General features: G+C 54.6%; 17 protein-coding genes. 12 read left to right on the top strand and 5 right to left on the bottom strand.

Annotated elements, in window-relative coordinates:
• Positions 1-46: 46 nt before the first annotated feature.
• Positions 47-1,126: a carbonic anhydrase gene (locus tag IE092_RS07905; RefSeq protein WP_189356515.1), complete on the top strand. Its 1,080-nt coding sequence runs from the start codon at positions 47-49 to the stop codon at positions 1,124-1,126.
• Here IE092_RS07905 and IE092_RS07900 read toward each other — a convergent pair.
• Genes IE092_RS07900 through IE092_RS07890 form a run of 3 tightly spaced genes read right to left on the bottom strand, consistent with a single transcriptional unit; the run spans position 1,110 to position 4,145 of the window.
• Positions 1,110-1,448, bottom strand: a complete 339-nt coding sequence (locus tag IE092_RS07900; RefSeq protein ID WP_189356514.1) for a hypothetical protein — start codon at positions 1,446-1,448, stop codon at positions 1,110-1,112. The genes IE092_RS07905 and IE092_RS07900 overlap by 17 nt on opposite strands.
• A complete protein-coding gene (locus IE092_RS07895) occupies positions 1,441-3,642 on the bottom strand; it encodes a xanthine dehydrogenase family protein molybdopterin-binding subunit (RefSeq protein WP_229793114.1) in 2,202 nt (733 codons plus the stop codon). The genes IE092_RS07900 and IE092_RS07895 overlap by 8 nt, the downstream gene beginning before the upstream one ends.
• 32 nt (positions 3,643-3,674) lie before the next feature.
• Positions 3,675-4,145, bottom strand: a complete 471-nt coding sequence (locus tag IE092_RS07890) for a (2Fe-2S)-binding protein (protein WP_189356512.1) — start codon at positions 4,143-4,145, stop codon at positions 3,675-3,677.
• A 183-nt stretch (positions 4,146-4,328) separates the two neighbouring features.
• Here IE092_RS07890 and IE092_RS07885 point away from each other — a divergent pair, with 183 nt between their 5' ends.
• On the top strand, positions 4,329-5,159 hold the full coding sequence (locus IE092_RS07885) for a Rossmann-like and DUF2520 domain-containing protein (protein ID WP_189356511.1): 831 nt from the start codon (positions 4,329-4,331) through the stop codon (positions 5,157-5,159).
• On the opposite strand, the gene IE092_RS07880 is transcribed toward IE092_RS07885, so the two are convergent.
• Positions 5,144-6,604, bottom strand: coding sequence for a sensor domain-containing diguanylate cyclase (locus IE092_RS07880; protein ID WP_229793091.1), 1,461 nt, complete (start codon positions 6,602-6,604; stop codon positions 5,144-5,146). The two genes, IE092_RS07885 and IE092_RS07880, sit on opposite strands and share 16 nt — an antisense overlap.
• Positions 6,605-6,861: 257 nt before the next feature.
• On the opposite strand from IE092_RS07880, the gene IE092_RS07875 reads away from it, so the two are divergent.
• Entirely contained in the window at positions 6,862-8,427 is a 1,566-nt protein-coding gene (locus IE092_RS07875) for a methyl-accepting chemotaxis protein (protein ID WP_308427121.1), read from the top strand.
• Positions 8,428-8,754: 327 nt separating this feature from the next.
• Here the strand turns inward: IE092_RS07875 and IE092_RS07870 are convergent, their stop codons facing one another.
• On the bottom strand, positions 8,755-9,300 hold the full coding sequence (locus IE092_RS07870; RefSeq protein WP_189356509.1) for a glycine zipper 2TM domain-containing protein: 546 nt from the start codon (positions 9,298-9,300) through the stop codon (positions 8,755-8,757).
• A 342-nt stretch (positions 9,301-9,642) separates the two neighbouring features.
• On the opposite strand from IE092_RS07870, the gene IE092_RS07865 reads away from it, so the two are divergent.
• From IE092_RS07865 to metW, 9 genes are all read left to right on the top strand, one after another.
• A complete protein-coding gene (locus tag IE092_RS07865) occupies positions 9,643-10,671 on the top strand; it encodes an AI-2E family transporter (protein ID WP_189356508.1) in 1,029 nt (342 codons plus the stop codon).
• A gap of 135 nt (positions 10,672-10,806) precedes the next feature.
• Entirely contained in the window at positions 10,807-11,109 is a 303-nt protein-coding gene (locus IE092_RS07860; protein WP_189356507.1) for an antibiotic biosynthesis monooxygenase family protein, read from the top strand.
• Positions 11,110-11,247: 138 nt separating this feature from the next.
• Positions 11,248-12,546, top strand: a complete 1,299-nt coding sequence (gshA, locus tag IE092_RS07855; RefSeq protein WP_189356506.1) for a glutamate--cysteine ligase — start codon at positions 11,248-11,250, stop codon at positions 12,544-12,546.
• Positions 12,547-12,594: 48 nt separating this feature from the next.
• Positions 12,595-13,539: a glutathione synthase gene (gene gshB / locus IE092_RS07850; protein WP_189356505.1), complete on the top strand. Its 945-nt coding sequence runs from the start codon at positions 12,595-12,597 to the stop codon at positions 13,537-13,539.
• 124 nt (positions 13,540-13,663) lie between these two features.
• On the top strand, positions 13,664-14,062 hold the full coding sequence (locus tag IE092_RS07845; RefSeq protein WP_189356504.1) for a PTS sugar transporter subunit IIA: 399 nt from the start codon (positions 13,664-13,666) through the stop codon (positions 14,060-14,062).
• Positions 14,063-14,086: 24 nt separating this feature from the next.
• Complete coding sequence (locus tag IE092_RS07840; RefSeq protein WP_189356503.1) at positions 14,087-14,356, top strand: HPr family phosphocarrier protein; 270 nt, start codon at positions 14,087-14,089, stop codon at positions 14,354-14,356.
• Positions 14,357-14,470: 114 nt separating this feature from the next.
• Positions 14,471-16,237 carry a phosphoenolpyruvate--protein phosphotransferase gene (ptsP, locus tag IE092_RS07835; RefSeq protein ID WP_189356502.1) on the top strand — a complete coding sequence of 589 codons (1,767 nt, stop codon included), beginning with the start codon at positions 14,471-14,473 and terminating at the stop codon, positions 16,235-16,237.
• Between the two features lie 237 nt (positions 16,238-16,474).
• Positions 16,475-17,626 (top strand): homoserine O-succinyltransferase MetX, encoded by a 1,152-nt coding sequence (gene metX / locus IE092_RS07830; protein WP_189356501.1) that lies wholly within the window; start codon positions 16,475-16,477, stop codon positions 17,624-17,626.
• On the top strand, positions 17,623-18,234 hold the full coding sequence (gene metW / locus IE092_RS07825; protein WP_189356500.1) for a methionine biosynthesis protein MetW: 612 nt from the start codon (positions 17,623-17,625) through the stop codon (positions 18,232-18,234). The genes metX and metW overlap by 4 nt, the downstream gene beginning before the upstream one ends.
• The last annotated feature ends 20 nt before the right edge of the window (positions 18,235-18,254 follow it).

Here is an 18,254-nt window from a genome sequence, read left to right as displayed (position 1 = left end):
CGGAATGCCGTAACCGGACTATTCCCTAACAGAAATACTGAACATTATGCGCCGCTATCTCGCTCTGCTGGTGTCCATGCTGATCGCGACCGTTGCTCAGGCCAGCGATTCGTCCGCTTCTGCGACATCGAAACCGATTAAGCCCGCGGCAAAAGAAAGCCGCGACAAAGAGGAGGGTGGCAGCTCCGACAAAAAAGACAGTAAGAAGTCTGCCAAAGAAAGCAAAGAAACCAAGGAAAGCAAAGAAACGCTGCAGCCGGATGAGCTGGCCGCCAAAATTGCAGAAAAGCTGGCGGTGATACGCAAGGATAAAGAAGACGCTGCCCGTGCTGCGCCGCGTCCGGTTGTCCGGCCTGCGTATGCGCCGCAGGTACGCCGCACAGAAACGGCTAAACCGAAGGAAGCGGAACACGGTTCAGCGGCAGTAGTGGCTGCCATGGGTGGCCACGGTGCGGTGCACTGGAGCTATCAGGGCGAAACCGGCCCGCAGAACTGGGGCAAGATGAATCCGGCGAATGCAAAGTGCGACAGCGGCGACCGCCAGTCACCGATTGATATCCGCGACGGGATCAAAGTCGATCTGGAACCGATCATGTTTGATTACAAACTCAGCGGTTTTAATGTGATTGATAACGGTCACACCATTCAGGTTAATCCTGCTGCCGGTAATTACATCACGGTGATGGGTAAGAGTTACGAACTGGCGCAATTTCATTTCCACAAACCGTCCGAAGAGCGTGTGAACGGTAAAAGTTTTGAAATGGTGGTGCATCTGGTACATAAGGATATCGATGGCCGTCTGGCAGTGATTGCGATTTTGCTGGAACGTGGCAAAGCCCACAGCGTGATTCAGCAGGTCTGGAATAATCTGCCGCTGGAAAAAAATGAAGCGATGACGGCACTGACCGCGCTGGATCTGAATCTGCTGCTGCCGGTCAAGCGTGAGTACTACACCTACATGGGTTCGCTGACCACGCCGCCGTGCAGTGAAGGTGTGTTGTGGATGGTGATGAAGGAACCGGTTGAAATTTCGCATGAACAGCTGGCGATCTTCAGCCGCCTGTATCCGATGAATGCACGTCCTATCCAGAAAACATCCGGTCGTCTGATCAAAGAATCGAACTGATGCCGGTACGTTTCGATATCTGACGAATCTGCCGCGCAGTACGCAAACGCCACCGCACAACGGTGGCGTTTTTCATGGGGCAATCGTAGAGCCGGCCGGCGTCAGCATTGAAAAGCGCCGGTAAGGCTCTCAAAACGCCCGAAAATGCCCCAAATGCGGAGTTCTGCACAGCGATCCGGCGGTCGTCGGCAGAAAGTCCGGCTCTCCGGAAATGATGAATGCGGATAGCTGCACAATCACCGTAACCGGAGCAGGTCAGAACCGATAAAAAAAACCGGCCCGCAGGCCGGTTGCTGATCGCGCTGACGATGACCTTACGCAAACTTAAACGGCAGTTCGCGCTGACGTTTTTTATCCAGTCTGGCCAGTGCATTGGCGAAGGCCGGTGCTAACGGCGGCAGACCCGGTTCGCCCATGCCTTTCGGTGCATCGGCGCTGGCGACGATATGTACCGCGATCTGCGGCATATCGGTAATACGCGCTACCGGATAGTCGTGGAAATTGCTTTGTTCCACCGCACCGTCTTTCAGCGTGATCGCATTGCCCGGTAAGCAGGTGGACAAGGCCATCAGCGCCGCGCCCTGTACCTGCGCTTCCACGCCGCGCGGATTGACTGCCAGATTGCAGTGTACGCCGGCGGTGACTTTCAGCAGACGCGGTTTGCCTTTCTGCAGACTGGCGACCACCACATACGCGACAACCGATTCAAACGATTCATGCACCGCCACGCCCCAGGCTTGTCCGCGTGGCAGCTTCTTACCGTAACCGGATTTTTCCACCGCCAGTTTCAGCGCCGCAGCATGACGCGGATGTTTGTCTGCCATCAGTTTCAAACGGTAAGCCACCGGATCCTGTCCGGTTGTTACCGCAATTTCATCCAGCAGGGTTTCCATCACATACGCGGTATGGGTGGAACCCACGCTGCGCCACCACAGCACCGGCACATTCACTTTCGGGTGATGAATCTGCAAACGCATAGGAATGGCGTAAGGATCGCGCATGCCTTCGGTAATCGTGCCGTCGATGCCATCTTTGATCATCATGCCTTCAAACAGCGTACCGGCGACGATGGATTGTCCGACGATGGTGTGATCCCAGCCCAGAATATTGCCTTTCTGATCGAAACCGATTTCGGCGCGGTGCAGATGCAGCGGACGGTAATAGCCGCCACGGATATCATCTTCCCGGCTCCAGACGGTTTTCACCGGCGCATCCAGTCCCGCACCCATGGCGGCTTTCACCACGGCGCAGGCTTCCGCCACATAATCGGCAGTCGGCACCGCGCGGCGGCCAAAACCGCCACCGGCCATCTGCGCATTCACTTTCACCGCTTCCGGTTTGATGCCCAGCACTTTGGCGGCTGCCATGCCGTCAAAGCCCGGCATTTGCGTGCCCATCCACAATTCCGCTTTCTGACCGGTGAATGCGACGGTGCAGTTCAGCGGTTCCATCGGCGCATGGGCCAGATACGGGAAGCTGAATTCCGCCTGCAGCTTGTGCGGTGCTTTCGCGATTTTGCTGACATCGGCATCCCATTTCACCGCGCCCGGGCGTTTGGACAATTCACGGTATTGCTGCACCAGTGCCGTGGTGTCGGCCTTGGTGACCTTGCTGTTATCCCAGCTGATTTTCAGTTTGTTACGCGCCTGCAGCGCAGCCCAGTAACCGTCGGCAATCACCGCCACACCTTGTCCGCCGCGGTCGGTGGCAATGCGCAGAATCGCACGCACGCCCTGGACTTTGATTGCTTCGCTGTCATCCAGCGATTGTATTGATGCGCCGAACACCGGCGGTCTGGCGACTACTGCCGTCAGCAGGCCGGGCAGTCTGACATCCAGACCGAATTGCTGACGGCCATGCGATTTATCAGCCGCATCCAGACGGTTGGTAGCTTTGCCGATCAGGCGGAATTGCGCGGCATCTTTGAGGCTGATTTCCTGCGGCACCATTTCGCTCATGGCTTTGTCCGCCAGTTCGCCGTAACTCAGCTGGCGGCCATCCGGTGCGATGACTTTGCTGCTTTCCGTGCGCAATTGTGCGACCGGCAGATTCCAGACTTTGGCGGCTGCCTGCAGCAGCATGCCACGCGCACGCGCGCCCAGTTCGCGGTATTGCACAAACGAGTTTTTGATCGAATTCGAGCCACCGGTGAGGTGTATCCCGAATTTCGGGTCAGCATAGGCCGGATCATTGGTGCCGAGTTTCGCGCCGACTTTGGCCCAGTCGGCATCCAGCTCTTCTGCCAGTATCAGTGGCAGCGCGGTCTGCACGCCCTGACCGAATTCCAGACGATTCACTGTGACGGTAATCCGTCCGTCGCGGTCGATTTGCAGAAATGCACCGGGCTGCGCATTCGCTGGCAGCGTACCGTTGTTATTCACCGGTACATTCGCCAGTGCCGCTTCCGGCAGGCAGGCCAGTGCAAAGCCGGACGCTACACTCATTTTTAAAAACAGGCGGCGGCTGGGCTGCGGAACTTCTGTCAGAAAGTGACGCAGCGCTGGGGGAATTTCCATGCGGTTATCAAATAACATGATCGCTCCCTGTCTCAGGCCAGATGCGCAGCCGCATCGTGGATCGCTGCACGGATACGCTGATACGTACCGCAGCGGCAGATATTGCCGGACATCGCCGCATCGATATCGGCGTCGGTGGGTTTTTTGTTCGATTTCAGCAAGGCGGTTGCGCTCATGATCTGACCGCTCTGACAATAACCGCACTGCGCGACGTCATGTTTCACCCACGCGTCCTGCACTACTTTACCAACCGCATCGTTTTCCAGCGCTTCAATGGTGGTCAGTGCCTGTCCGCTGACGCTGGAGACCGGTGTGATGCAGGAGCGGATCGCCTGCCCGTTCAGATGCACGGTGCAGGCACCGCACAAAGCCTGACCACAACCGAATTTGGTGCCGGTCATGCCCAGCGCATCGCGCAGCGCCCACAGCACCGGCGTGGCCGGATCGATGTCTAACTGATGTTGTTTCTGATTCACGCTGAGCGTGACTTTGCTTGTGCTCATATCGGGATCTCCTCCGGGAATGGGTGCGGATGCCGGCGCAGGATAATGAATCGAAAAAATGACCGGCAACACTGCAGATTGCCACAACTATAGGACAAATTTTGTTCTCAGGTGCGGCAATCGCTTTTTCGGGCGTCGCAGACTGCATACAATGCCACGTCAACTGCAATCAAAGGAGTTTCTGTGCGTGAACTGAATCTGATCGGTGCCGGTAAAGTCGGACAAGTGCTGGCGCGTTGCTGGTGGCAGGCCGGTGTGGCGAAGCCGCAGCGTATTCTGAACCGCAGCACAGACAGTGCAGCACAGGCAGCAGCATGGATCGGTGCCGGTGCGCCGCAAGCTGCGGATCAGCCTTTTCCGCCAGCTTCATTGTGGATGCTGAGTGTCAGCGATGATCAGATTGCGGCAGTCGCACAGCAACTGGCGGACAGTCAGGTCTTACGTCCCGGCGATGTGGTGTTTCATTGCAGCGGTGCCAAAGCTTCTGCAGTGCTGGCGCCGGTACAGGCCTGCGGAGCACTGATCGCCAGTCTGCATCCGGTGCGCAGTTTTGCGGATAAAGATGCCTGTGCAGCTGCATTTGCGGGGACGGTCTGCAGTCTGGAAGGGGATGAGGGGGCGCTGCAGATACTGGAAAGTTGTCTGCATGCGATTGCAGCTGAAACCGTGCGCATCCGCGCCGAAGATAAGCTGGTGTATCACGCAGCAGCGGTGTTTGCGAGCAATTATCTGGTCACGCTGATGGATACCGCGCTGGCGGCGTATGAAGCGGCCGGGATTCCGCGCGATATGGCACAGAAAATGGCGGAACCGCTGGCCAGACTGACGATGGACAATGTATTCCGTATCGGTACGGAAAAAGCGCTGACCGGGCCGGTAGCGCGCGGCGACTGGGCGCTGGTGCGCCAGCAATCGGCGGCTGTTCATGGCTGGCAACCGGAAGCCGGACAGTTATACGATGCGATGGTGACGCTGACGGCGGCGCTGGCCGCCCGTCATCATTCGGCGAAATAAACGCTGTTACGACCGTTTTCTTTCGCCTGATACAGCGCCTGATCAGCACGTTCAAAGACGCTGTCTTCGCTTTCGTTTTCTTTGCATTGCGCCACACCCATACTGACAGTCACATTCATGCGGGTTTTCAGTAAGTCTGTGGTGCGGGAAAAATCATTGCCTTCAATGGTGCCGCGCAGATTTTCTGCAATCGATGTGGCTTTTTCCAGCGTGCAGTTTTTCAGCAGAATCAGGAATTCTTCGCCGCCCCAGCGGCACAGTACATCGCTTTCACGCAGAGAGCGGCGTGCGATAGCGGCGATTTCTTTCAGCACATGGTCACCGACCAGATGGCCGTGTTTATCGTTCACTTTTTTGAAGAAGTCGATATCCAGCAGCACCGCGCACATCGGCTGGCGTGACCGTTCCGCATCCAGAATCGCTGCTTTGAACACGAAATCAAAAGCCTGACGATTCAGCAAACCGGTCAGTGCATCAGTCGAAGCAGAGCGTTCCAGTCGTTGCTGATAACGGCGCACCATGAACAGCATGATGATGGCAATCGTCAGCGTAATGCCTGCACTGATTGCGATATTCACCAGCAGCATGTTCTGTACCGGACGCAGTTCGGTATCCAGCTCCTGCTCTACCAGCAAATGCCAGCCCAGTTCCGGCAGGAAGCGGGAATTCAGCAGCACCGTGCCTTTTTCACCCGCATATTCCAGATGCAGCGACTGGCTTTTTTTATTCGCCAGAATGGCTGGAGTCACCGTATTCAGCCCCGGTACCTCCTGCAGACGCTGGGCTTTCAGGCTGTGACCGGAACCGGCCAGCATGATTTTGCCGCTGGCATCGGCAAACATAATGCGGCGTGCAAAACGCTTCTGGTAAGAATCGATCAGCTGGCGCAGCGTATCCAGCGTCAGGCCGATACCGGTCACACCGAGAAACTGTCCCTGATAATCTTTGATACGGTAATTGACGAAAATCGTGACGGCATCGTGATTGGCCAGATCCACATCCACATTGGTTTCGTAATCAGCCTTGAGGTTTTTGACGCGGTAAAACCAGACATCGCGCGGCTCACCTTCTTTGATGGTTTTGAGTAAGCCATCGGCATGGTAATAATGCAAAGTCTGGTTCGACACCAGAAAACTGGTCACGGCATTATTTTTGATTTTGACTTCTTTCAGGTACTTGGTGATCAGTTCCTGATCTTCTTCCCCGTTCAGCATCCAGTCGCGCACAAAGGTGTCATGCGCCATCAGCGACGAGGCAAACACCGGCCGCAGGATATCTTTCTGAATTTCTGAATAGACATTATCACCGGTGATCGGCAGCGTCTGCTCCGCCAGACTTTGCTGCAGGGTATTTTTGGACGTCAGATAGCCCGCAACCGATGTAAAAATGAAACCTCCGGCCAGCAGAAACGTCAGCCAGACCAGCAGACCATATTTTTTAAACATGTTGTTCATGAACTGTAGACAAGGCAAAAAAGTTGCCAGCCGATAATACTATATTGCGCTTCGCGCCAGATGCAAACTTTATGCCGACCCGGTATCAAGCTCAAAATGAAAATGTGAAAAAAGTGGAATTTTGTGGTTTTTACTGGCTGTTGCTGAAATTTTTTCTATTCTGTAAGCAAATTTATTCTTGTATCGGCTGTTTCGTTAAATTTTTAACTATTGATCGCGTTATCGCGTGTGCGCCATTCGGGGGGGATATGCTGTCATTTAGTGATATGAAAATTGCAGCCAAGCTGTATGCGGGGTTTGGCGTGCTGATGCTGATTACCGTTTTGCTGGGGGTGTTTTCCGTCAGGGAACTTGGTGCAGTCAATCATACGGCTTACCAGCTTGGCAATGATCTGATGCCCGGCGTAAATGCTGCGATGGGAATCAAGGAAAGAATGTCACGCTTGCGCACGCAGGAAATGCAGATTGTGTTGTCTGCCGGTGATCAGGCAAGCATCGATAAATATTTCCAGCACTGGAAAGAATACGCAGAACAGTTGCATGCCTATCAAAAGACCTTCCTGAATCTGCCGGTGTCAGAAGAAGAAAAACAATTGCTGGACCGTGCGCAAAGCTTATGGACACAGTACGCCGCACAGACCGACAACATTGTTACACTGGCACGTACCGGTGATGCCGACGGGGCCCGCAAGGTACTTCGCGCCGAATCATCTGCGCTGAACGCAGAAATGCTGAAGATTGCGGATCAGGTACTCGAAATGAATGTCAAAAGCGCCCACGATGCGTTTCTGGAAGGCGAGCAGATTTACCAGAGTTCGCGCTACTGGATAATGGCAGCGATACTGGTCAGTTTCATCATTGGCAGCGTGCTGGCTTACCTGATCGCACAGCGGGTTTCTCAGCCTTTACGGCGCGCCGTGGATGTCGCCAAAACCGTGGCTTCCGGTGACCTGACCAGCGTGATCGAAGTGCGCGGTAAGGATGAAACGGCCGAATTGCTGACCGCACTACGGGAAATGAACGGCCAGTTACAAACACTGGTTGGTCAGGTGCAGCAGGGAACGGAGCTGATCGCGGATGCGACGGCAGACATTGCCAAAGGGAATATGGATTTGTCGGCGCGTACCGAAAGTCAGGCAGGCGCGCTGGAGGAAACAGCGTCGTCAATGGAGCAATTAACGGCGACGGTACGGCAAAACAGTGAGAGCGCCAGACAAGCACATCAGTTTGCCCGTGATGCGAATGTTGTTGCTGCAAAAGGTGGCGACGTCGTGCAGGAAGTCGTCACCACCATGGGCGATATCGATGCATCTTCGAAAAAAATCGTGGATATCATCGCCGTCATCGACAGTATTGCGTTTCAGACCAATATTCTTGCGCTGAACGCGGCAGTGGAAGCGGCACGGGCCGGTGAGCAGGGACGCGGTTTTGCTGTGGTTGCGTCGGAGGTACGGACGCTGGCCCAGCGCTCGGCAACGGCGGCGCAGGAAATCCGGCAACTGATTCATGATTCCGTGGAAAAAGTCGGACGCGGTTCCGGTCTGGTCAGTCAGGCAGGCGATACCATGCAGGAACTGATGCAAAGCGTACAAAAAGTCAGCGATATCATCGCGGAAATCAGTAATGCCAGTGGTGAACAGACGACCGGTATTGAGCAGGTGAATCAGGTGGTGATTCAGTTGGATCAGATCACGCAGGAAAATGCGGCACTGGTAGAAGAAGCAGCGGCAGCGGCGACCTCGCTGCAGGATCAGGCCGACAGTCTGCGGCGGCTGGTGGGCAGCTTCAAACTGCACCGGCGCGCTTATTCATGACGCTGTTAAGCTGAGAAACGGTCGTCGCAGTATGCAGCTATCGTCATTCGTGAACTTGCGAGGCCCGGACTTTCTGCCGACGACCGCCGGATCGCTGTGCTGAACACCGCATTCGGGGCATTTCAGGGCCAATTTGGGGCTAAAACAGCGCTGCCGGGACTTCTGTGCGCAAGCTGCTCACCGAGGCGTCGCTTCCGCACCGGCATCTCTTCGCAATGCAGTCAGCGCAGATGCCGCAGACCAAAACAAAAAGCACCGGACCATACAAGGTCAGCGGTGCTTTTTTGTGGCCGTTTGCAATAACGGCCAGATGGCTGTCGCCGGGAATTAAGGACGCGGTGTCAGCGATACATGCAGACGCAGACGTGAACCCGGATCGTAAGGCATGATCGTAGTGTAGGTACGGTTCATGTATTCATACGTCACTGCATAACCGGTAGTACGGGTTTCCCAGCTGTCCATGTTGCGGCACTGACGGACCGGACGGGTTTCGTAGCTTGGCTGGTTGTTGTAATTGTTGTTATTACCGTTGTTATCCATGCGGTCACCGACTAAAGCACCGGTAATCGCACCGGCAGCGGTGGCTGCCAGACGGCCATTGCCGCCACCAACCTGACTACCGAGCAAACCACCGGCAATACCGCCGATGATGGCGCCGCCATTGCTGCGTTCAGCCTGACGTTGCTGCTGGTGACGCGGTACTTGTTCGTATTCGGTACGGCAATCCTGACGCGGGTAATTCACTTGCTCGACTTGCGGCGTCACACTGATCACGCGGGCAAAGTCATCGTAATCTGCAGCGGATGCCTGTGTGGCAAATCCCAGTGCAATGGCAGACATCAGGAACAGAGCGGGTTGGCGAACAGATTTCATAATAGCCTCGTAACAGATAAACAGCGTAGTAACAGTATTAACGCACGATATGGACATTACGCTGACAGTGAAAATGTAATGACTTGTTTCACTTTGTAGCCACCGGCTGCGCAGGCTGCGTATCGGTTTCAAAACAAGTCGGCATGTGGTCAGGATAGGAATATGCGCCTTCATTCACAATGAAAACAGGAAAAGGTGCGTTAAACGCGCCTTTTTCGGCAGCTGGCCGCAACCGTCATCCACAGACTGATGATAAAAAATCTGCGATATTACCGTCGCGCAGGCAGCGCCAGTGTGATTCAATGCCTGCTTTGCATTAGCAGATCAACCATAAGGAATGCCATGCCGCCACTGAATTTTTCTGATCAACAAAAGCAAACCTGGTGCGAACTGGCATCACTAGTACTGGCAGGTCTGGCCTTGTGGATGGTGCTGAAAGCCGGTCTGGTGCTCGCGCTGTTTTCCGGCTTACTGATTTTTTCGCTGATACACCGCATGGAACCGCTGATTGCAGCGCGTTTCCGCCACCGTCAGCCGCGCATGCTGGCGCTGATCGTACTGGCGCTGATACTCAGCACAGCAATTTTTGCCGGCAGTTGGGGCATTCATGCATTTTTGCGCAGCGATGGCGGGAATTTGCATACCCTGCTGCAAAAAATGGCCGACATCATCGAAGCTTCGCGCTCACAAGTGCCGGACTGGCTGGCGAATAATCTGCCGGAAGACGTGGCAGCGCTGCAGGACTTGCTGATTCACTGGCTGCGCGAACATGCAGGCGAAGCCAAAACCCTGTTGCCGGAAGCCGGACATTTGCTGGTGCATCTGATTCTGGGCGTGGTGATCGGTGCAATGGTGGCAGTGTCACGCGCCAATCCGGATCAGCCGGCCGGGCCGCTGGCAGTTGCGCTCAGTGAAAGGATCGCGAATCTGGCGACGGCGTTCCATAAAATCGTGTTTGCACAGGTACAGATTTCTCTGATTAACACGGTGTTCTCTGCGATATATCTGGCACTGGTACTGCCTTTGCTTGGCATCCATCTGCCACTGGTAAAAACCATGATCGCCATTACCTTTATCGCCGGTCTGATTCCGGTGGCGGGTAATATTATTTCGAACACCGTGGTGGTGATTGTGGCCTTGTCACATTCAGTGCATGTGGCGGCGGGTTCCCTGTTATTTATGGTACTGATACACAAAGCCGAGTATTTCCTGAATGCCCGCATTATCGGTGCACAGATCAATGCCAAAGCCTGGGAATTGCTGACCGCCATTCTGATCATGGAAACCCTGTTCGGTCTGCCCGGGCTGGTGGCGGCACCGGTGTTTTACGCCTATATCAAAGCGGAACTCAGCCAGCGCGCACTGATCTGAGCATGCGTTCCGGCGCTGGCTGACATGAACAAAGTTCAGCGCAGCGCCGGAAAGATGAAAAGCTTATGCGTTTCCTGACCGGTGCGGCACAAACTGTCATAATGCAGAGATTGATGACCCACCTGTGAGCGAACTATGATACTTGAGGTAGCCGATATCCGGATTCAGCCGGGACAGCAAGACGCGTTTGATCAGGCCATACAGCGCGGCCTGCAGGAAGTGATTTCCAAAGCCAAAGGATTCCGCGGATTCAAAGTACAGAAAGGGATTGAATCTGCCGACCGTTATCTGCTGATGATTTACTGGGAAACGCTGGAAAATCACACGGTCGATTTCCGTGAATCGCCGGCATTTATTCAGTGGCGTGCGATAGTCGGCCCGTTTTTTGCCGCACCGCCGGTGGTTGAACACTTTGATTTGCTGGCTGAATCGGCCTGAATACTGTAAGGGTATTCAGTTTTACCCTTGATTCCTGCCGTTTCATCCCAAGCTAGACCGTTCGTCTAGAAAGCGGCGGGAATTCATGCTTTTTTGTTATGAATGCTGCTTTCGTGCTGTTCATTCCAAAAGGTCTTTATGGTTCCGCATCTCGTTACCGCCCTGAATGGTCCGTTACTGGATCTCGAAAAGAAAATTCTCGAAGCGACTCCCGCAATTGAGCGCTGGTTCCGTCTCGAGTGGCAGGAACACACGCCGCCGTTTTACTGCTCTGTCGATCTGCGCAATGCCGGTTTCAAACTGGCACCGGTCGATACCAATCTGTTCCCCGGCGGTTTCAATAATCTGGCACCGGAAATGCTGCCGCTGGCAGTACAGGCTGCAATGGCCGCGATTGAAAAATACTGCCCGGATGCCCGCAATTTGCTGGTGATTCCGGAAAGCCAGCCCCGCAATGCGTTTTATCTGCAAAACATTGCGCGCATGATGCAGATTTTCCGCCAGACTGGCCTGAATGTGCGTCTGGGTTCGCTGTCACCGGAAATCAAAGTGCCGACGCCGGTACTGCTGCCGGATGGTCAGGAATTATTGCTGGAACCGCTGGAACGTTCCGCCAACGGACGCCGTCTGGTACTGAATAATTTTGATCCGTGCACGATACTGCTGAACAATGATTTGTCTGCCGGTATTCCCGCTATTCTGGAAGAACTGAACGAACAAACCCTGTTGCCACCGGTGCATGCCGGCTGGGCGCTGCGCCGCAAGAGTAATCACTTTTCAGCGTATGACGAAGTCGTCAAAAAATTCTCGAAAATGGTCGATATCGACCCGTGGATGCTGAACCCTTACTTTATGAAAGTGCAGGGCGTAGATTTCCATCAGGGTACCGGCGAGGATGCGCTGGCGGCGGCGGTGGATACCGTGCTGGCGAAGATCCGCAAGAAATACAAAGAGTACGGGATCAAAGAGAAACCGTTTGTGATCGTCAAATCCGATGCCGGTACGTATGGCATGGGCGTGATGACGGTGCATCATTCCTCTGAAATCCGCGAACTGAATGCCAAACAGCGTAATAAGATGGCGGTGGTCAAAGATGGTATGACCGTCACCGATGTGATTGTGCAGGAAGGTGTGTACACTTTTGAGCAAGTACACGAAGCCGTGGCCGAGCCGGTGGTGTATATGATAGACCGCTATGTGGTCGGTGGTTATTACCGCTTCCATCAGGAACGCGGCGTGGATGAAAATCTGAATGCGCCGGGCATGCAATCAATGCCGCTGGCGTTTGCCCAGCAGCATGCGGTGCCGGATATGCGCGCCCAGCCGGGAACCGCTGCACCGAACCGTTTCTATATGTACGGTGTGGTGGCAAGGCTGGCCCTGCTGGCGGCATCGCTGGAACTGGAACGCACTGATCCTGATCCGGAAATTTACTGAGCGGCAGCGGAATGCCGCTGTCCGACATCACAGAATAAGAGAGAAACGATGAAACTGGCCTTTCTGACTGATCCGCTCGACAGCTTTAAAACCTACAAAGACTCTACCTTTGCGATGATGCGCGAAGCCGCATCGCGCGGACATCGCTTGTTTGCATTCGGGCCGGAAGAATTGGCGCTGGAAAACGGACAAGTCGTGGCGCGCAGCCGTGAAATCCGGCTGACCGGCGACAGTGAGCACTGGTATCAGGCCGATGCGCAGCAGGATACGCCGCTGCAACAGTTTGATGCGGTGCTGCAGCGTAAAGATCCGCCGTTCGATATGGAATATGTGTACGCCACCTATCTGCTGGAACTGGCAGAGCAGCAGGGCGCACGCGTGTTTAACCGTCCTGCAGCAATCCGCAGTCATAACGAAAAGCTGTCGATTGCGCAGTTCAGCCAGTTCACTGCACCGACGCTGGTGACACGTGATGCAGCGCGTATCCGCGCTTTTCATGCGACGCATGGCGACATCATTCTGAAACCGCTGGATGGCATGGGCGGTTCCGGTATTTTCCGCGTGCGCGAAGACGGTTTAAATCTGGGAAGCGTGATTGAAGGCTTGACGCAACTGGGCAGCCGTACCATTATGGTGCAGCGCTACATCCCGGAAATTGTGCACGGCGATAAACGGATTTTGCTGATTGGCGGCAAAGTCGTGCCGTTTGCACTGGCGCGCATCCCGCAGCAGGGTGAGGTGCGCGGCAATCTGGCAGCGGGTGGCACGGGTGTTGCTCAGCCTTTGTCTGAACGGGATCTTGAGATCGCGCAGACGCTGGCACCACAATTGGCGCAACGCGGTTTGTTGCTGGTAGGATTGGATGTGATCGGTTCATATCTGACCGAAGTGAATGTCACCAGCCCGACCTGCTTCCAGGAAATCACGGCACAAACTGGTTTTGATGTGGCGGAGATGTTTGTGGATGCGCTGGAAGCTGCAGTAGCGGCCTGAAATACCCCCGGGGGTATTTGTAACACCCTGCAATTTACTTAGGCGTGCAGCCCGAAATCGGGGATACTCCCCCCTCCGGACATTCCGGGCCAGAGTCGGGCAGTGCGCTGGCAAACAGGTGATTATGGTTGGAATTCTTTTAATGACCCATGCACCGCTGGGGTCAGCGTTTTTACAGGCAGCAGCCCACGTTTTCCGTGGCATGCCCGAGCGGCTGGAAGCCATCGACGTGGTGGCAGATCAGAATACAGACGAGGTCCACAAGCTGGCCGCCGCCGCTGTGCAGCGCCTGAACAATGGTTCCGGTGTACTGGTGATGACAGACATGATGGGTGGTACGCCGTCCAATTGCTGCCGCAGTCTGGGTGATCCCGATCAGGTGGCCGTGATTGCCGGCATCAGTCTGCCTATGCTGTTGCGCGCGCTGACTTACCGCAATGACGCACTGGACGTTGTGGTGGAAATGGCGCTGGCAGGCGGACAAAACGGCGCATTGCGGATCGATTGCCGTACCCGGATCTGAAGCATTATTCAAACAGGTAAAACTATGATTCAGCAGGAAATTGAAATCATCAACAAACTGGGACTGCATGCACGTGCCTCTGCAAAATTCACCCAGCTCGCCGGAAAATTCCGTTCTGAAGTATGGGTGGCCCGCAACGGCCGCCGCGTCAATGGCAAATCCATTATGGGTGTCATGATGCTCGCCGCAGGTAAAGGCAGCAAAATTCAACTCGAAATCAACGGTGAAGATGAACAAACCTGCTTTGACGCCATGTGCGCACTGATACAGGATCGCTTCGGAGAAGGCGAATAAGAAGGTCCGCAACGGACCAGCCTCTTACAAACTGCGTCAGCAAAGCCGCTGCCCGCTGCCTCCGGGCGACTTGCTGTCGCCGTGGCAGATAAGAATTCAACAGGGAGACTAGGCATGGCATCGTTTACTTTGCAGGGCATTCCGGTATCGCGTGGTATTGCGATCGGCCGCGCCCATGTGCTGCACCCTGCGGCACTCGACGTCGAACATTTTCTGGTGGCACAGGAACAGGTGGAAGCGGAAGTGCTGCGCCTGCAGGAAGCCATTGCGCAGGTCAACCGTGACCTGCAGACACTCTGGTCTGAACTGCCGCAGGATGCGCCAACAGAATTAGGCGCGTTTATCGACGTCCATGCACTGATTCTGGCTGATCCCATGATCTCCGAAGCACCGCTGGATATCATCCGCACCCGCCATTACAACGCCGAATGGGCGCTGGCAACCCAGGTCGAAGAACTCTCCGCCCAGTTCGATGAAATCGAAGATGAATACCTGCGTGAACGTAAAGCCGATATTCAGCAGGTGGCAGAACGGATACTGAAAGTGCTGACCGGCACCGTGCATCAGGTTGTGCGCTCTGAAGGGATAGATGAACGTACCGCCAATATGATTGTGGTGGCACGTGATATTTCTCCTGCCGATATGATGCAGTTGCGCGATGATGCATTTACCGGCTTTGTCACCGACGAAGGCGGGCAGAACTCGCATACCGCGATTGTGTCGCGCAGCCTTGGCATTCCAGCCGTCGTCGGTATGGGAAACGCATCCCATCTGATTGCACAGGATGACTGGTTAATTATCGACAGCGATGCCGGTGTCGTGATTGTCGCACCGGATAATGCCGTACTGGAACAGTACCGCGACAAACAAGCCAAACTGGCGCGTCAGAAAAAGAAACTTGCACGTTTGCGCAAAACACCGGCAGTCACACAGGACGGTGTCGAAATCACGCTGCTGGCCAATATTGAGTTGCCGGAAGATGCGGCGCACGCACTGGATGCCGGTGCCAGCGGCGTTGGTCTGTTCCGCTCTGAATTTTTATTTATGGAGCGCAGCGGACAGGAACACCGTTTGCCGACCGAAGAAGAACAGTTCGAAGCTTACCGCCAGGCAGTGCAGGGCATGAAAGGCCGTCCGGTGACAATACGCACGCTGGACGTCGGTGCGGATAAACCGCTGGACAGCTCAGACCACAATATCCTGAATCCGGCGATGGGCTTGCGTGCGATTCGCTATTGCCTTTCTGAGCCGCAATTGTTTATGACACAGCTGCGCGCCATTCTGCGTGCATCCGCGTTCGGTAAAGTCAAAATCCTGATTCCTATGCTGGCGCATTACCATGAAATCGAACAAACGCTGGCAATGCTGGAGCAGGCGAAGGCTGAGCTCACTGCAGAAGGTATGAAGTTTGATCCGCAAGTGCCAGTCGGTGCAATGATAGAAGTACCGGCGGCGGCGTTGTCGTTACCGATGTTTGTACGCAAGCTCGATTTCCTGTCAGTCGGCACCAATGACCTGATTCAGTACACGCTGGCGATTGACCGTGCAGATCATGAAGTCGCGCATTTGTACGATGATCTGCATCCGGCGATTATTCAACTGATGCACAGCATTATTTCGACGGCGGTGAAAGCGGACATCCCGGTATCGATTTGCGGTGGTATGGCCGGTGATATCCGTCTGACCCGTTTGCTGATTGCGATGGGCTTCCGCGAACTGTCGATGCCTGCTGCTTTAATACCGGAAATCAAACAGACGATTCTGAATACGCAACTGGACTTATTGCAGCCTCATCTGAAAAAAATTCTGCGCTGTTATGACCCGCAATCGATACGTGAAACCCTGACTGCCATGGAGCAGGCAGGCGTCGTCATGCACTGATTGCCGCTATGCAGAAAAACGCAGCGGATGTTTGACGGCATCCGCTGACTTGTTTATCCTTATACCCTTAGTGAATAAGCGCCGATTTGAGTTTCAGCTTGCGGGCGCTTTCCGGTCACTCCGGAAAATAAATACGGCTAAAGCGAGCCTGAATGTCTCCTTTCCCCTCCATTCAGCCCCCCTTTTAGCCTTCCTTCAAATGTGTTTTTGACGGGTTTACACCCGGTGGAAGAGTATATGTCTGTGTCTCCTCAGTCTGTCGGCATCGTGACGCCACAAGCGTTTCATTTTGCCGAACCCCTGCCTTTAAAAAGCGGTGCCAGTATTTCAGATTACACGCTGATGGTGGAAACCTATGGCGAACTGAATGCAGATAAATCGAATGCCGTGCTGATCTGCCATGCGCTGAACGCCTCACATCACGTCGCGGGTGTGTATGCAGATCAGCCGAACAATACGGGCTGGTGGGATAACATGGTGGGTCCCGGCAAACCGGTGGATACCAACCGTTTTTTTGTGATCGGCATCAATAACCTCGGTTCCTGTTTTGGCTCTACGGGGCCGATGCATACCAATCCCGCCACCGGTAAACCGTATGGTGCGGATTTTCCGGTGGTTACGGTAGAAGACTGGGTGCAGGCACAAGCCCGGGTGGCAGACCGTTTCGGTATTCAGCAGTTTGCGGCGGTGATGGGTGGTTCGCTTGGCGGCATGCAGGCGCTGGCATGGAGCATCCTGTTTCCGGATCGCCTGCGTCACTGTATTGTGATTGCCTCCACGCCGAAACTGTCTGCGCAAAATATTGCGTTCAATGATGTCGCGCGTCAGGCGATTCTGACGGATCCGGATTTCCACGGCGGACACTTTTATGCACATCAGGCGATACCACGGCGCGGCTTGCGGGTGGCGCGCATGATTGGTCACATCACGTATTTGTCCGATGATGATATGGCGGAAAAATTTGGCCGCGACCTGAAAACCGGCAGTCTGCAATTCGGATACGGCATCGATTTTGAAATTGAATCTTATCTGCGTTATCAGGGCGATAAATTCTCGGATTATTTCGATGCAAATACTTATCTGCTGATCACCAAGGCGCTCGATTATTTTGATCCGGCGCGTGAAACCGGTGGTGATCTGGCCGCTGCACTGGCGGTGACCAAAGCGAAATTCCTGATTGCTTCATTTACGACAGACTGGCGTTTTTCACCGGAACGCAGCCGCGAAATTGTGCGCGCACTGGTCAGCAGCCGCCGTCCTGTGACTTACGCAGAAATCGATGCGCCGCATGGCCACGATGCCTTCCTGCTGGATGACAGCCGTTACCTGAATTTAGTTGCCGCATATTACGACCGCATTGATGCGGAGCTGAAGGGAGAATCCGCATGACCATTTCTGAACTGAATCAGTTACGCCCCGATCTGGCATTTATCGCTGACTGGATTAAACCGGGCGCGCAAATCCTTGACGTGGGTTGTGGTGACGGTGAAATGCTCGACTATCTGCAAACAGCGAAACAATGCCACGGTTACGGTATCGAAATTGCGGATGACAAAGTACTGGCTTGTGCGCAGCGTCAGGTCAGTGTGATCCAGCAGGATATTGATCAGGGGCTTGGCATGTTCACCGATAACAGCTTTGATACCGTGCTATGCCTGTCATCGCTGCAAATGATGAAACATGTGGAAGACACGCTGCGTGAAATCGCCCGTGTTGGTCAGGAAGCGATCGTTTCGTTTCCGAATTTCGGTTACTGGCCGCATCGTACCGCTTTACTGCGCGGCCGGATGCCGGTGTCCAAGTCTCTGCCGTATCAGTGGTACGATACGCCGAACGTACGCTGCGCCACGATTTATGATTTCGCGGATCTGGCGCGTGAAGTCGGTCTGGAAGTGCTGGAATGCGTGGCCTTGCATGAAGGCCGCCCCGTCCGCATATTACCGAACTGGCGCGGCAGTTTAGCGGTGTTCCGTTTGCGCCGTCGACAGCCGGTCTGAACATAGTCTGCTTGGAAATA

This window comes from Cognatundibacterium squillarum, from assembly GCF_014652435.1.
GTDB classification, from domain to species: Bacteria; Pseudomonadota; Gammaproteobacteria; order Burkholderiales; family Burkholderiaceae_D; genus Undibacterium; species Undibacterium squillarum.
The sequence above is the reverse complement of the archived record's forward strand: the minus strand, read 5'-3'. Positions and strand labels throughout refer to the sequence as shown.